This is a genomic window from Maribacter litoralis (genome assembly GCF_902506355.1).
GTDB classification, from domain to species: Bacteria; Bacteroidota; Bacteroidia; order Flavobacteriales; family Flavobacteriaceae; genus Maribacter; species Maribacter litoralis.
On the sequence record NZ_LR733271.1, the window covers coordinates 1,729,725 to 1,748,731 of the forward strand.

Consider the following 19,007-nt stretch of genomic DNA (forward strand, 5'->3'; position numbering starts at 1 on the left):
GCAGATTTTTCCGAAAAACGATAAGTATATTTCATTTGTAGACATACCTGGAGATAATATTAAAATGGAGAGAAGCTTTTTCGGACGGGACCAAAGATTTCAGTTGGTACATGATTAAATGTTTCATGGACCATATGATTTTGGCATAGACGGATGCTAGGTTCATTAACTTTGAAAAAGTAAATTGATTAAGTTGTCTTTTTTAAATTATTTTTCTGAATTTTTGCCCTAGACCCCATATGGATAAGAGATTGCCAGTAAAATAAGTCAGATTGTGTATATAGATGGTTATGTGGTTTTTAAGATTAATCCGGAAAAAGCTGAGACCCTGATTAACTATAAAAAAGTACTGTTACAGCTTAGTGCGAAGGTGCGATTGGTTTTAAATTTTTTCAAACGAGCAACCTTAATGTGTTCGCACCCCATTTTACCTATCATTTCTCGGACTCTGTAATGGAGCTGTATTCCAATGCTGAACTTACCTGGAAATAGGGGGAAATCAATTTAGGGAACTTGAAGTAAATTGCAACAAATTAAACAGAAATGATAGGCTAAAGTTTATTCTTAATTGCTTTAATTTATCAGAGCAGTTTAGGATATTTTTATATTAGTTTTAACAGGTATTTACACTTAAAATTGACTTGTTGGCTATAGTTAAAAGTATTATTCTAGTGTTTTATACGTTAACAATTTACGTACAATCGTTAGCTCAAATTTAAATTATTTTACTGTTTTTAAAGTCATTGGCTTCCCTATATAAATATTTTAAATTCAATTAAATATTATTCACAAAATTTACTTGAATTGTCAGGATTAATACATCCTTAAAGTCGTGCCTATGTGTGTATTATCGTTGAAATGCACACTTTTTCATAAAAACAAACCCATTTTATTTGCTGTTTCACAACAGAAAACATCGTTACCACAACAATAAATTCTTCACGTTACTACTAAGGTTAATATTTGTTATTGGAGAATTCCGCAGTGTAACGATACAAGATCAATGTCGAATGAGAGGAATGCTTCAACAATTTTAGCACATGATACAGCTGACCACATTTTTAGATTTCACCAAACACATTTCTCCTATGGGAAAACAGTACTCAAAGTTTTTATTTTTCATTTTATTCTTGGCACTTGGTTTACAAACTGCGGTTGCTCAGGTTAAAAATGATTTTGATGTTCGTTACGAAGCGGATATTCGAGGTGAACTTACATTTATTGCTAACAACATTGTAAATAGATATATTCCTGAAACTACACAAAGACAGTGGGTTTATAGAAATGGCAGATGGAGACGAGAATGGGTAACCACGCCAGAAGTAACGCCAAACGAACCTTTGAACGTTACGGGTAATGCCTCCAATTACAATGACAACTATGACATGCAGTATATTGATATCGACAATGATAACAGTACTTTTAGCTCTAGTAGCGCATATTTAGAAATACCGGATGTTGATTGTTCTTTGGTACGTTATGCAGGTCTTTATTGGTCAGCTGTTTATGTAAATCCAGATAGAAGTACTATTGATGATATTAAGTTTAGAACTCCAGGAGGAACTTACCAAGATATTACTGCAGATGAAATAATTTTTGATGGTAATGGTGATGTAGATTTCGGGTACTACAGTCCCTATGCAGCTTATAAAGATGTAACCTCTATAGTGGCTGGTTTAGGGAACCCCAATGGTGATTATTTTGTAGCTAATGTACGTGCTAGTACTGGCAATAATATTTCAGGTGGAATTTCCGGTGGGTGGAAAATGGTCATTGTATATGAAAACCCAAACTTACCGGGTGATAAATTCATCACCACTTTTGATGGTTATGCGGGTGTAAAATCCGGGGAAAGTATTGACATACCAGTAAACGGTTTTACAACCTTGCCAGCACCTTTTCCCGTTTATGCCAATATGGGAGTTGGCGCTTTAGAAGGTGATAATAGAATTGGTGGAGATGCTTTGCAAATTAATGCGAACGGTTCTTTTACCACATTGTCAAATGGTCAAAATCCGGCAAATAATTTCTTTAATTCCAGTATTACTCAGTTCGATGCTCAATATACCACTAGAAATCCGAATAGCATTAATACGTTGGGTTGGGATGTTGATCTTTTTGAAATACCTAATGGTGGTGCCAGTAATACCGTAATACCTAATGGTTCTACAAGTGCTATTTTAAGGGCAAGTTCTTCACAAGATAAGTATGATATCTTCTTTACTTCTTTTGATGTCGATATAATTGCGCCAAACATTGTTTTGGAAAAAAGAGTACAAACTCCAGGAGGCGTTGATATCACGGGGCAAGGGGTAAACTTAGGTCAAACATTGGATTATGTATTGACTTTTGAAAATATTGGTAATGATGATGGAGTCAACTATACTATTAGAGACGTATTGCCAGTTAACGTTTCGCCACCAGATGGACGAAACTTTTTTAATGATACCGATTTTTCTTTTCCTGCACCAATATGTGAAGGAACACCTAGAACATGTCATGAAATTACATATACCTATGACCCGGCAAGTAGGGAAATAGTTTTTAACGTTCCAGATGTATTTGTTGATCAAAATGATGGGGAATATTCAATTATTTTTAGAGTTCAAGTTGCTGAAAACTGCTTTGATTTTATAGATGCTTGTTCAGACTTAATAGAAAACTTGGCTTATAGCTCATATAGAGGTGAAAACAACTCTGCCCAAGTTACAGATGACCCAAGTGTTACAGATTTTAATTCTTGTGGATTTGTGGTTCCGGGAGCTACCAACTTCCTATTGGATGATTTGTCCGATTGTAATTTTCAAAGAACCATAGAACTTTGCGGCACAAGTACCATTTTAAATGCAGGCGACGGTTTTGATTCGTATGTATGGTATAGAGACACCAATAGTAATGGTGAAATTGATGCTACCGATGTTGAAATTAACGATGGTGATCCAGATAATGACCCTAGTACGCAAGTAGTAACACTTGTTGGTCAATATATAGTTGATAAAATTGTTGCCGATCCATGTAAAGGATTTAAAGAAATTATCAATGTAGAGCCTTTTGGTTCTGGTAATTTACCAAACCCTGTTACCGAATATTTCAATGAAGTAAATGGTGATGCTGACCCTAGTAATGACATTCCTGGCGAAATCGTTTTCTGCTCAGACGATAGCGCTTATTTACCTAAAATTTTCTTGTGCGGTATTAATGACACGCAACCACTAGCTGTTAATATTGTTGATGCGCAAAGTGTTACTTGGGAGATTTTAAATGAAGGTAGTTGTGGTGTTGATGTAGGTGAAGATTGTGCTAATAGAGCCCTCACTTGTTCTTGGACAGAAGTAGGTACCGGTAGTAATTATTTATTAAATGCACCAGGTGAATATAGACTTTCTGTAATCTATCAAAATGGATGTACTAGCAGCTTCTATTTCAAAGGTTTTCAGAACAACTTAGATATAGAATTTAATAATAGAGATATTGTTTGTGATACCGATGGTAACATTACCATTACAAATATTGGAGCGGGTTATGGTTATCAATTGGTAGATAATGACACTAATAATGTTATTGTTCCATTTAGTGCTAACAACGGTCCAAGTTTTGATTTTGCTTCTGGTGAGAACGGTTCTTATAGAGTTGAGGTTACTCAATTAGATACAAACGGTGATCTAATTCAAGATGCATGTATTTTTTCTACTCCGGTTATAGGTATTAGAGAAAGAGCGGTAACATATGACGTAAGTGTAACTCCAGAGACGTGTTTCAACTTAGGTACCGTTACGCTACAGATTACAGATGCTGACTCACCGTATGCATTTGAGATAAGGTTAGATGACGGTAGCAATGGAGGATTAGGAACTCTTGTAGATAGCCAAAATGGTCATGCAGATAATAATTACCCTTTTACAGATGTAAGTGCTGGTGATTATATCGCCTACATCTCTACAGATGATGGCTGTTCATTTAGTGAATCATTTACCATTTTAGATGAAAATAATTTAGAATTAACCGCAAGTGTTACGCAACATATTACTTGTGAAGATGGTATTATTTCAATGGATGCCGACGGCGGTAATCCAGATTACTCCTACGTAATTTGGAGTTATGTTGATGAGGGCGGAAATACCGTTACATCGTATTCAGATTTTGCAGATATTCCTGCAACCAATTTCCAAACGGAGACTACGTTCAATGTTTCTGGTGCTGGGGATTATGTTTTCTTGGTATTAGATAGAACAGGCTGTTATGTAGAATCAAATACGGTTTCTATAGAATATCACCCAACGGCAGATTTTGATCCAACTACTGTTACAGATGTTCTTTGTTTCGGAGAAACTACCGGTAGAATTCAGTTTAATGTAACCGACACTAATGGCTATACTTTAGATTTTGCATTATTTGATGATACCGATCAACCATTAGCAGATAACAGTACAGGTAGTTTTCCAAACTTGGCGGCAGGAGACTATAGAGTTGAAATTACGCAAACAAGAGGCACGGCTACTTGTTTATCAGAAGAGACATTTACTATCAATGCACCAACTGCTGCAATTAGTGGCGATGCTATTTTGGTTCAAGATTATACCTGTTTACAAGAAGGTATAATTGAAGCACAAAATGTAGTTGGCGGAACCGCACCATATTCATACAGTATTGATGGTATTAACTTTGTTCCCGATACAACAACAAACGCAAACCGCTTTGAAAACCTTACCGATGGTTCTTATACCATTACTATTAGAGATGCTAATAACTGTACTTTTGTAACCAATCAAATTGTTATTGATAGACCAAATCCACCAACGGATTTAACTATAACAGAGTCTCAAATTACATGTCCTACTGGAACATCTAACTTAACTGTTAACGCAATTAATGGTACAGCACCTTACGTATATTCCATTACTGCACCTTCTGCCATTGGCCCAACAAGTACTTCAGGTAACGAAGCTGTTTTTGAAGATTTGTCTCCAGATACTTATACGGTTAGGGTTACTGATGCGGATGGCTGTTTCTATGAAGAAAATTATACGATAAATACGATTAACCCAATATCGGCTAGTGGAGCAACCACACAACCGATCAGTTGTTTTGGTGCTGAAGATGGTATTATTCGTTTTAATGTAAACTTCCAAGCGGGTCAAAACTTTACGTATACAATCACCGGTCCTACAGGTGTTGAAAGAACAGGTGGTACTGAAGCTGTTATTGATAACATCAACAACTTAGCTGCTGGTATTTATACCATAGACATTGTAGATACAGATACCAACTGTACTTATTCTGCTACACATGAATTAGAAGGTCCGGCTTCGGCATTGATTATTTCTAGTTTAACCGAAATACAACCTAGTTGTACATCACAGGGTAGTGTAAGTGTTCTTGCCGATGGCGGATGGGGAAGTTATGTTTATACATTGAACAATCCAGATACTTCTGTATTTGGTTCTAATTCCACAGGTTCTTTTACAGGTTTAACCCAGTCTGGTACATATAACGGTACGGTAACAGATGCGAACAATTGTAGTATTCCTTTCACGTTCGATTTGGACGCTGCGGAACCGCCTGTTCTAGTAATAACACCGAATCAAGATTGTTTTGATGATGCTGTATTATTGACCTTGACCGCAAGTGTATCATCTGGTGGCGACGGTACTTTTGAATATAGTTTAAATGGAGGTCCTTTTAGTACAACCAATATATTTTCTGATCTTTCTGCAGGAACATATACGGTTGAGGTAAGAGATGGTAACAACTGTACAGATACAGAAAGTATTACTATAGACCCGGCATTAACGGTAACAGCAAGCGCAAGTAACATTACTGCCTGCGGCACCGATACCGATATAAATATTTCTGCAGCTGGCGGAGATGGTAATTATGTGTATGCGGTAGTAAATGATGGGGCAACCCCAAATGCGGGCGACTTTGACCCAAGTACCACTGTGACAGTTACTGGCACAGGAGTATATGATGTATATGTAAGAGATAATAGTGGTAATGCTGATTTCTGTGAATCTTCATATGAGATTACAATAGACCAAGATGATGCATTAGCATTATCTATTTCCAATACAGATATACTTTGTAGTGGAGAAAATCAATCTACTTTAACTATAGTTGCTTCTGGTGGCGAGGGACCTTATACGTATAGTATTAATAATGGGGCAAATTATCAAACCCCAAATACTTTTAATAACCTTGGTGCAGGCACATATAATATTCGAGTAAGGGATGTAAATAATTGTGAGGTTGACCAAGTGTATACAATTTCAGAACCTTTTACGCTTTCTGCATCGGCAGCGGTTACGCAATTAGTTGAATGTAACCCGGCAGACGGTGCTGAGGTTAGAATAACAAACGCTCAAGGTGGTACTGCTCCATATACGTATAGTTTTGATGGAGGAGGCTCATATGGTACAGATGCAATAGGATATCTTTTACCTGGATCACACACAGTGTATATACAAGATGCAAATAACTGTACGTATCCTATGGATGTGACTATTGAACAAGCACCAACACCCCCTAATGTTGAGCTTACGCCAGAGGTTGATTACTCTTGTGATGGTACGGGTATTGTAACTATAACTCCAGATAATCCTAACTTAGATTATACGTACTATCTGAATGGTTCGGTTAATACTCCTGGAGATTCAAATGTATTTACAGATGTTCCTGTGGGTACCCATACGATTGATGTTGATTATATTAGTAACACTCCACCGGCAAGAAGTGTGCTAATGCGCGAAGATTTTGGAACAGGGTCAAATATTTCCATCCCTCAGATCGATACGACTTATTACTGTTATGAGTCTCAAGATGCCTCTTTAGGGACTTGTTCAGACACCAATTTCAACATAAACGATTTGCAATATAGTGTAACTAGCACTATTGTTGCTCCTTTTGGAACGTGGGTAAGTCCTATTGATAATTCTGGAGACCCTAACGGAAGATATTTAGCGGTCAATGTTGGTGATCCAGGTGTAAACACAATAGTTTATAGCAAAACTGATATTGAGATCGTACCTAACCGAGATGTTGAAGTAGAGTTAGATGTAATTAATTTGGTAAGGCAAGGTTCAGGGTTGATTAGACCAAATATTCTGGTAGAGATAGTTGATCCATCAGGTAATGTAATCGATAGTGGTACAACAGGTTTAATTGACGAAAACACAGGAGCTAATGACTGGAGAAATGTTAATATTCCTCCATTAAATCCTGGTGCAAACAGTACAATCGATATTGTAATTAGAACAATTGCTACCGGAACAAACGGAAACGATGTTGCTATAGATAATATTCAGGCTTTTCAAAGTCCGGAACAGTGCTCTCAAACAGTATCTATTGACGTTACTATTGAAGATGGTTATGCTTTTGAAGCGAACCTACTTTCTTCCGAAGATTTGGATTGTAACGGTGATAACTCTGGTTCGATAACTTTTGAAGTAGATAACTATGGGGCAAGCGGATTTGAATATAGTTTAGATAATTTTGCCAGCACATTGGGTAGTACTACGGTATCACCTCAAACAATTTCAGGACTTTCAGCAGGCACTTATAGAGTATATGTTAGGGATGCAGCGAGTTCTTTACCTGGTTGTACTACATTTTTTGACCATACTATTAATGAACCAACATTAGTAGTTGCAGATGCAGATCTTACACAAGATTATACGTGTAACAATGGTGGTGCAGAAATTACAGCAAGTGCAACAGGTGGTACGCCAGGGTATGAGTATCAATTAGAAGATACTTCTGGCGGTATTATAACCGCATACCAAACGAATACAGTGTTTAGTGGCTTATCGGCAGGAACTTACAATGTTCGTGCTAGAGATGTCAATGGTTGTTCAGATTTAATTGATACCCCAATTGTAGTTACGGCTCCAGAAACTCCGGCTTTCACTTTACAGGAAACTATTTGTTATAGTGGTAGTAATGATGCTACTATTGTCGTAAATGTTACAGCTGGTAATGGAGACTATCAGTTTAGAATTAATGGAGGATCTTATGTAACTCCGACTCCGGTAGATGCGACCACGTATACGTTCACGGGTCTTTCAAATGGTACATACACTATTGAGGTTACCGATGCTTTCGGTTGTGATGCTCCTGCGCAAACAGTAACCATTGAACAAGAGGTTACGGTAAGCGCTAGCGCAAGTACAATAACGGCATGTGGTACTGATAGCGAAATTAATATTACCGCTGCAGGTGGCGATGGAAACTACGTTTATGCAGTGGTTACAGATGGAACAACACCAAATGCGGGCGATTATTCGGCTACGAATACGGTAACGGTTATAAGTGCGGGCGATTATGATGTTTATGTTTTGGATAACAATGGAGGCACAGATGCATGTCCTGCCAAGTATGACATCAATATTGATCAAGATGCCCCTGTAGCAGCAACACCAACAGTTGTAGATGTTACTTGTTTTAGTGGTAATAATGGTAGTATTTCTTTAGCCGCTAGTGGTGGTGAGGCTCCTTATACGTATAGTATTGATGGTGGTGTAAACTTCGGGTCTGTAAGTTTATTCAATAATCTTACTGCAGGTACTTATGATGTAAGAGTAAGAGATGTTAACGATTGTGAGCTTATCTTATCTGTTTCTGTTGATGAATTACCTGAAATAGTGGCAGAAAGCGAACAAACAGAAGATTATACCTGTAATCAATTAGCAGAGATCACTGTTGGTGGTGTGACACCTACAACTGGCGGTTCTGGTTCATATCAATACAGTTTAAACGGTGGTACTTGGACTACGGCTACAACTGGAGGAACGGTTTTCACAGGATTGACCGACGGTACGTATACAGTTCAGGTTAGGGATGCTAACAATACAGGTTGTGTTGTTGACCTGCCAAATATCGTAATAGCACCTTTACCAACAGAACCATCTTTAAGCAGTAATATTGATTACAGTTGTGATGGAACAGGCATAATTACCATACTTCCGAATGATGCAACTTATACTTACAGTATAGATGGTCATACGCCTCAAACAAGTAATGAATTCAGTAACGTTGCAGTTGGTCAACATACTATAACTGTTGATTATGGTAGCGACTGTACTACCGATATTATCGTAAATGTTGAAGACGGTAATGCTTTTGAAGCTGCAATTCAGTCTTTTGAAGATTTGGATTGTAACGGTGATAATTCTGGTACTATAACTTTTGAAGTTGAAAATTTCGGAGCAGGTGGTTATGAGTATAGCTATGATAGTGCTTTTACAACTATTGAAGGTAGCGATACGCTAGCAACACATCAAATAACAGGTTTGGCTGCAGGTAGTTATACTATTTTCATAAGGGATGTTGACAACCCAATTGCTGGTTGTACTGAAATGCTAACTCAAATTATTGATGAGCCTGCAGTTTTAATGGTTTCTAATACGCCAACACAGCCCACATGTATTGATGATGGTGCTGTTGATATTACGGTAACAGGTGGAACTTCGGCATATTCTTATGTAATAGAACTTCCAGATGGCTCCAATACGGCTTCACAAAGCACGGGGGTATTTACAGGTTTGGATCAATTAGGTTTACATACAATTACGGTTACCGATGCTAATGGTTGTACCGAAACAGATACATTTACATTAGTAGCCCCTGCTACTCCGGTTGCAAGTATTTTACCTAGTTCAGATGTATGTTTTAATTCTTCCGTATCAGGATCGGCCACAATTGAGGTCGGCGCTACTAGCGGTGTTGCTCCTTATACGTATAGAATGGGTATGGGTACATTTACAACATCAAACACCTTTACAAATCTAACTCCTGGTAATTATACTTTTGAAATTAGAGATGCCAATGGTTGTACAGATACAGTAACTTTTGATATTGAACCTCAATTAACGGCAACGCTTACATTAGATAAAGATTTAGACTGTACAGTATCACCAGATGCAGTCATGAACTTGGTAACCAATGGCGGTTATGCTCCTTACACCTATGAATTGGAAGTTAATGGTGGGGGCTATGCTGCTTTTGCAGGAACATTCCCGTATTCAACTTCAACAGTTGGTACTTATAGATTTAGAGTAACAGATGACCAAGGTTGTACTGCCGTTTCTAATATAGTTACGGTTACACCAACAGTAAACCCTATTGCAACTGAAACCGTTACCAACCCTACGTGTTTTGGAGACACCAATGGTATCGTTGAAATCAATGTGGATCCTAACTTTGGTTCATCGCCTTATGAAATTAGTTTTAACAGTAGTGCCTTTACAAGCCAACGTGTATACACAGGTTTAGCTGCTGGTACTTATAATTATATAGTTAGAGATTCTAAAGAATGTACTTATAATGGCAGTGTAACTGTTGTTGACCCAGTATTATTTGATGCAAATGTTGTTGCTACAGATGTTAGTTGTGGTGCAACTGGTGATATACCAGGTAGTATTGAAATTACGATTACAAGTGGTGGGGTACCTAATTTTACATATACCCTATATGATAATCTTAATAATGTTGTTCCTACGACTGGGCCAAACCCTGTTGTAAATACGACAGCAACTACGGTAACTTTTGACGGATTAGCTTTCGGAGACTACTATGTTCGTGTATTGGATGCCAATGGTTGTGAGTATTACGAGAATCCGGTTAGGGTTTTGTCTAGTCCATATTTATCGGTTGACCCGGTTTTAATGCCAGTTAGTTGTATTACTGGTGGTACTGCTGAACTTACCGCAAGTGGAGGTTCAGGAAACTACGATTTTACTATTTATGGTACAGGAACCGCACCAGATGCTGAGGCGGCGGGTGCTACAGCTGATGAGGAAGTTGCAACGTACAACGGACTAAACCCTGGTGCTAGTTATGTTTTTCAAGTGATCGACACGACAACAGGATGTTCTAGTTTTGTTGAAGTTGATATTCCTAATGTATCTGCTATTGATGTAGTTGCAGATCCAACGGTAACAGATGTTGCATGTTTTGGTGATACAAATGGGTCAATTGCTTTTCAATTTGAGGGTTATGATTCTTCGGTTACTACCATTAATTATGAATTAAGGGAAAGTATTAGCAACACACCATTAGGTGGTGCTTATTCAGGTAGCGTTACAGGTCCAAACGGTCCTGGTCCAACAGCGACTGAAACAATTTCGAATATTCCTCCAGGAGATTATGTATTATTCTTCCAAGAGGCAGCTACTCCTGAGTGTACAAATACTTTTGAGTTCAGAATATTAGAACCGAACCCGGTTACTTTGACTCTAGCAGACCAAAACAATGGCTACTGTTCAGAAGATGCCAATGTAACGGTTATCGCTGGTGGTGGTAATGGTTCTTATACGTATGCATATGTTCAAGACGGAGCTACTCCGGTTGCAACAGATTATGTAACTAGTAACTATGCAAAATTAGATCCTTCTGTAAATACAGAATGGGATATTTATGTATTGGACGGAAATGGTTGTTCTACAGCTTTACCTATAGATGTTACTATTGCAGATGATCCAACCCCTGCTATTTCTGGATTGGTAATCAACCAATGTACTGCAGATGAGGGCGACTTTATTATAGAAATTACGTTAGACGGAGAAGGGTCTCAACCATATACACTTAGTGTAAACAGCGGTTCATACCAGTCTTCTACGTTAACGACCACAGGTACTACACATCAGTTTACCGACCTTAGTTCTGGTAATTACACTGTTCAAGTACGTGACTTTAATGGATGTGGAAATGTAGAAAACATTGAAATCTTTGCACCAACATCTATCACAGCTGAGGTTACAACCCAACCTTCATGTACAGAGGGAGATGGTGAGATTATAATTACAGCATATGGTGGTTCTACTTTCTATGAATATGAATTATTCGATAATGGAGGAGTTAGCGTAGCTGGCGGACCTCAACCATCACCAATTTTCACAGGATTGGATTCAGGTACTTATACCGCCCATGTATATGATACAGTTCTAGGAGGTTGTACCGCTCAAACAGATGTTGAATTGGAATTGGCAACCCCTGTTTTATTTACAACGGATATTACCGATGTAACCTGTTTTGGAGATACTGATGGATCTATAGTTGTAGAACTTGATGCTTCAATGGATAATCCTCCATATGTGTATCAATTATTTATAGAGACGGCTCCCTCGGTATTGACACCGGTTGGCGTACCACAAACATCTACTATATTTAACAATTTAGGCGCAAACGATGATTATGTTGTTAGGGCTACTTCTGCTCGTGGTTGTGAATTAGAAGTTGACAGTCCGGTAGGTACCCCGTTACAAATTACGAACGTAAATGCAGATGTTGTTGAGTTTGGTTGTACCGTAGGTAATAATGATAATAATGCTACAATAACCGTTGATACGGCAGCAATTACTGGAGGTAGTAATACCTATGTAACATATGAATTTATTGATAGCAGCTCTGCCGTAGTACAATCTGGTTCATCGAATGTCTTAATGGTTACAGATAGAACGGGCGAGACATACACTATTAATGTGTATGATGACAACGGTTGTTCGGGCAGTACAACAGCTACTGTGCTTCCGTATGACGAATTAACAGGAGCAACGGCAGCAGTGACCAATACGGTTACTTGTGCACCGGGTGGTGATGGTGAAATTACCGTAACGGCAACATCTACAGCTAGTGATAGTTCTAAATTCGAGTATAGCATTGATAATGGTGTAACTTACTTTTCTACCAATGTTTTTGGCGGATTGTCTGCTGGAAACCATAACTTCTTGATAAGACATACCGATACGGGTTGTATCGTAACTGCTTCGGCTAGAATTGAAGAGCCAAACACGTTTACGATCGATGTTGTAAAAACAAGTGATGTTATATGTTTTGGAACAGATACCGGTGAAGTAACTTTTGAATTGATAGATGCTACGTATAACACAGGTTTCGATTGGGAAATTTTCCGTACCGATAATACTTCTGTTCTTAGTGGTTCTGAAGCTGCGAACGGTCCTACACCAATAATTAATTTAGGTGTTGGTGAGTACTATGTTTCTATTTCACAAACCAGCAATCCATTCTGTACCAATGTTGAATTTTTCAATATTGCAGGTCCTGATGCTGATATATCAGGAAGTACTGTGTTAACTGGCATAACATGTGTTCCTGGAAATGATGGGTCAATTACGATTACTGACGTTGTCGGTGGATGGGGTGGCTACACCTATTTTGTTGGTACAAGTGCTCCTGCAACTACAGATTTCGTAGCTAACGCTACTTTTGATTCGTTACCTGCAGGTACGTACCAAGCTTGGGTTCGTGATGCTGAAGGTTGTGAGCAATTAATACAAGATAACATTGTTCTTGATGTTCCTGATCCAATTGCGGCGACATTACAAGTGAACATTGAGAATTGTACAAACTTACAGGGAGAAATAGAAGTTAGTGTGCCAACTGGGGGACAAGGAAGTAATTATACCTACCAATTGGTAATGGATGGGTCTAATTTTCGAGCTCCGCAGAACACTAGAGTTTTCTCAGGATTAGGAGCTGGTGAATATGAAGTAATTGTATCGGATCAATGGGGATGTTCATTTACAACTGCTCCAGTAGAATTATACGAACAGTTAAGTGCAACTACTACGGTAGACAAGGCTATTGATTGTACGGGTACACCTGGTGGTACTATCACTATCAATGTAACCGGTGGTTCATCAAACCTAGAGTTTGTAATGACACCTCCAACAGGAGCTGCGGTTACGCAAACCAATAATGCATCATTTACTGACTTAACCGTTGACGGAACTTATAGTTTCTTAGTAAGAGATTTAGATACTACAAATCCTGTTTGTGAAATTACGGTAACGCAAGAGTTGGCTCCTGCTATTCAACCTGTTTTTACAGATTCGCATATAGATATTACTTGTTTTGGAGCTAACGATGGTTCAATTACTTTGACACAAGTTGAAAACGGAGTAAATCCGTTAACTTTTACGATATCTCCAGTAGCTGGAACGTTCAATGCAAGTAATAATACATTTGAAGGCTTACCTCCAAATACATACGTTGTAACGGCAACAGGTACTAACGGTTGTAGTACTGCATCGGGTAACATTGTAATAGATGAACCTGCAGTAATATCGAACATAGACACTACAGTTGTAGAATTTGGTTGTACTTCTGGTAATAACCCTAACAATGCTACAATAACAGTTGACGAAACTGCCATAACCGGTGGTAGCGGTAACTATGTAATCTATGAATTTTTGGATAGCAGTTCGTCTGTGGTACAATCTGGTGCATCAAATGTATTGGTGGTTACAAATAGAGCAGGTGATACCTACACCATCAATGTTTATGATGACAAGGGTTGTTCTGGTAGCACAACAGCTACTGTTCTTCCTTTTGATGAAATTACCGATATAGACGCTTCGGTTTCAAATACGGTTACATGTGCTCCTGGTAGCGATGGTGAAATTACGGTAGCGGTGACATCTACTTTAAGCGACCCAACTAGATTCCAATATAGTATTGATAATGGTGCCAACTACCAAACTTCTAACGTGTTCGGTAGTTTGTCTGCAGGATCGTATACGATATTAGCAAGACATATTGATACGGGTTGTGTGGTTTCTGTTGCAGAAACTATAGAAGAACCAAATACATTTACCATCGATATAGTTAAAACAAGTGATGTTATATGTTATGGTACGGCAACTGGTGCAGTAAACTTTGAGTTAGTCGATGCAACATATCCTGGCGGATTTACTTGGACCATTTATAACACTAATGGAACTTTGGCTAATACTGCCGATGATACAGTAGAAGCAACAAACACAGAAGTTGCGAACGGCCCAACAGCAGATATTAATTTAGCGGCAGGTAGTTACTATGTTTCTATTACACAAGACAATAACCCGTTCTGTACAAATACAGAAGCATTTACAATCAACGGTCCTACTGCTGATATCAGTGGATCTACGGTAGTAACGGATATTACATGTGTGCCTGGAAATGACGGTACCATAACCATTACTGACGTAGTTGGTGGTTGGGGTGGCTATACGTATTTTGTAGGCACGAGTGTTCCTGCAACAACAGATTTTGTAGCTGATGCTTCGTTTACAGGTTTAGTTGCTGGTACTTACCAAGCATGGGCACTAGATTCTGAAGGTTGTGAGAGATTAATTCAAGATAATATTGTTCTTGATGTTCCAGACCCTATTGCGGCAACTTTACAAGTTAACCAAGAAAATTGTACAAATTTACAGGGTGAGATTGAAGTGAGCCTACCAACTGGCGGACAAGGAAGTAACTATACCTATCAATTGAGATTAAACGGTTCCGATTTCCGTGCTCCTGAGAACACAAGAGTGTTCTCAGGACTTGGAGCGGGTAACTATGATGTGTTTATTACAGATCAATGGGGTTGTACATTCACTACTCCAGCTGAAATACTTTATGAGCAAATGGACGTTTCTACCACAGTAGATAAGTCTATTGATTGTACGGTGACTCCGGGTGGAGAAATAACCGTGAATGTTACCGGTGGCTCTACAAACCTTGAGTTTGAAATGACCACTCCGTTAGGTAGCGTTGTAACTCAAACAACAGGTGTATTTACAAACTTAACTGAGGCAGGAACATATTCCTTCGTAGTTAGTGATTTAGATACTACGAATCCAGTTTGTGAAAGAACGGTAACGCAAGTTCTAGATGCGCCAGTAGCACCAGTATTATTAGATGCAACTATCGTAAACGTAAGTTGTTTTGGAGATTCGAATGGTAGTATTAGAGCCAATATTGACCCAAGTACAGACGATAATCCTATATATCAATATGAACTATACGATTTTGCTGACTTGGTAACACCAATCGTACCTGCTCAAAACGATGCTTTGTTTACAGGTTTAGCGGAAGGTGAGTATCAAGTAAGAGTAATATCTAGTAGAGGTTGTGATGCTGTTAAAAATGAGACAATCACTGAACCTACACAATTAACAGTATCTGCTACGGCAACGGAATTTAATTGTGCGGCTGATAACAGTGTAAATACTGCAACTATAACAGCAACAGCTGGTATAGGTACAGGAACCGCACCATATTTATACAGTATTGATAATGTTATTTTCCAAACGTCAAATATATTCAACGTTACGGATGATGGAAGCGTACAAAATATAGATGTATATGTAAAAGATGCCAATGGTTGTACTACGTTCGATACCGTTACAATTCAACCTATAAATACATTTACGCCTACAATAGCTCAAGATGTCGAAATTACATGTACCAACGATGAAAGAATAACAATTTCAGTAGTTGATAATGGTTTGGCTCATAACTATGTATATGAGTTGTTGCCAATAGGAAATACATCGGCTACATTGGTAAGTTCAACGGCCACTTCAGCAACGTACGATTTAGATACCGTTGGTTCATATGTATTTAGAGTTACTGATACAGATACAGGTTGTTATGTTAATACAACTAGTTATACCGTTGCTCCATTCGATTTTATTACGGCTACTGCAACAGCAATTTCAGAAGTTACATGTTTTGGTGATGCAAACGGAAGTTTAGAAATTGATATTGATGGGTATACGGGTAATTACACATACGAAGTATTCAATGCTGTAGGTACATCGATTATAGCTTCTACGGCAACGGATACTAGTGTTAATCCTAGAACAATAACAGGTCTTTCAGGTGGTAGCTATTATGTAACCATCACAGAAACCGATGTTCCTTTCTGTTCTGAAGATACCAATTTGGTTACTATTATTTCGCCGGATATAGCGTTAAGCGGAGTAGTAACTCCATTGGCGGAAGCAACTTGTACCGATGACCAAGGTGTTATTAGAGTTGAAGTTGAAGGCGGTTATAAGCCATATGATATTGTATTGACAAATACTACAACAGGCGATGCATATAACATGGATAATGTTAATGAAGGTATTTTCACAGGATTGGCTGCTGGTGATTTCTCAATTAGCATTACCGATGATGCCGGATGTATTGTAAATTATACTGAAACATTAACGCCAGCAACACCGATAGTGGCTAATGCAACTCCGCTTGTAACAGACCTAGCTTGTTACGGTGATACGGGAGCTGTTGTTACTGCAAATGTAACTGGTGGCGGTAGTGGTACGTATAGTTATCAGTTGAATTTCTATAATGAAACAGGTACTACGATTACGGCGACCACTGGTGAACAAACCAATCCTAGTTTTACAGATTTAGGCGCAGGTTTCTATAGTGTAACCGTAGTCGATGGGTGGAACTGTGATACTACAACGAATATTGTTGAGGTAAGAGAGCCAACTGAAGTACAGGCGAGTTTAATTAGAACTGATGCATTGACCTGTACTACTGGTGCTGAGTTTGAACTTACTGCCACAGGTGGTAGTGGAACTTATGAGTATAGTGTTGATAATATCAACTTCTTACCTATGACCAGTAATCCTTTAGGATTGCCTGAAACAGGAATGTATCCGGCTGGTAGATACCAATTCTATGTACGTGATGCAATCAATGGTTGTGAATCTGCGATTTCTAATGCAATTACAGAAAGCGAGATTCCTGCTTTAGAATTAACGGTTGACACCTCTGCTGCGGTACTGAACTGTACAGGTGAAAGTACTGCAATAATTTATGCAAGTGCAGATGGCGGATTAGGCAACTACCAATATGAATTGTTTACCGATAGTTCTTTAAGCGTAGCTTCTAGAATTGCAGGTCCTCAGTCTCAAGGTGTATTTAGAGATTTGGGTGCAGGTACGTATTATGTAACTGTTGTTAATGAAGATTGTACTACAGCACCTGAAGAGGTGATCATTATAGAGCCAACTCCATTGTCATACACAGACACCGTCTTGGATATTACGTGTGCCGGTGAAGATAACGGTGAAATTACGGTTACGCTTTCTGGTGGAGCCGGTGGTTATCAATATGCTATTTCACCAAACTTGAATCAGTTCTATGATGAAAATACATTTACTGATCTAGCTCCTGGTGAGTATACGATAATTGCACAAGACCAAAATGGTTGTTTCGAATACTTGACATATACTATTTCTGAGCCATCTAGTTTGGCAGTTGAAGTAGAAACTACACCAGAAATTTGTGTAGATAGTCAAGATGGTACTATAATCTTAGATATTACAGGTGGTACTGCACCATATAGCACGGCACTAAATTCAAATAGCGATGAAGATTTTGTGTTGAATAGAACTGAATTCTATAATATGGCCGCTGGGAATTACCTAATAGTAATTAAAGATGCCAACGGTTGTGATACTAACGTAGTGGTAGATATTGAAGCGGGAGTTAACCTAAATGCTACGGTTGATCCGGTCTATGAATGTACCGGTGATACTCCAGATAACTATGTAAATATTACGCTTGAAGACGATAGCGTAATTGGAGATGTATTATATGCGATAGATTCTGTTGACCCTGTTGATCTTCATTTGAATCCCGACTTTAGAAATACGGCACCGGGTAACCATTACATCATTATTGCCCATGCTAACGGATGTTTTGTAACCATCGACTTTGTTATTGAGGCATTTGAGCCATTGACCTTAGAACTGGAACAAAACAACATGAATGAAATAACGGCTGTTGTTGAAGGTGGTAGAGAAGGTTATACCTACTATTTCGATGGTATTGATAATGGCGATAGCAATACTTTTTATATCACAAGAACAGATACCTATGAAGTTCGTGTGGTAGATGAGAACGGTTGTTCTACCGTTGCTAATATATTTATGGAGTTCATAGACATTGAATTGCCTAATTTCTTTACCCCTGACGGCGATGGACAGAACGATTTATGGATCCCTAGAAACATTGAACAATACCCAGAAATACTAATAAAAATATTTGATCGTTATGGTAGAGTGGTTTCTGAACAATCTGTTGATTCTGAAGGTTGGGACGGAACTTATTTAGACAATGAATTGCCAACGGGAGACTACTGGTATGTAGTGAAACTGAATGGCGAAAGAGATGAAAGAGAATTTGTTGGACATTTTACCCTATACCGTTAAAAACTTAACCTA

1 protein-coding gene is annotated in these 19,007 nt (G+C 38.4%); it reads left to right on the plus strand.

The window, feature by feature from the left end; genetic code table 11:
- Nucleotides 1–1,040: 1,040 nt before the first annotated feature.
- Complete coding sequence (locus tag EXIGUO8A_RS07300; protein ID WP_159302594.1) at nt 1,041–18,995, plus strand: T9SS type B sorting domain-containing protein; 17,955 nt, start codon at nt 1,041–1,043, stop codon at nt 18,993–18,995.
- The last annotated feature ends 12 nt before the right edge of the window (nt 18,996–19,007 follow it).

What these genes read in the sequence shown, in the direction of transcription:
- EXIGUO8A_RS07300 (WP_159302594.1), top strand. Translation starts at nt 1,041, where the DNA reads ATGATACAGCTGACCACATTTTTAGATTTCACCAAACACATTTCTCCT.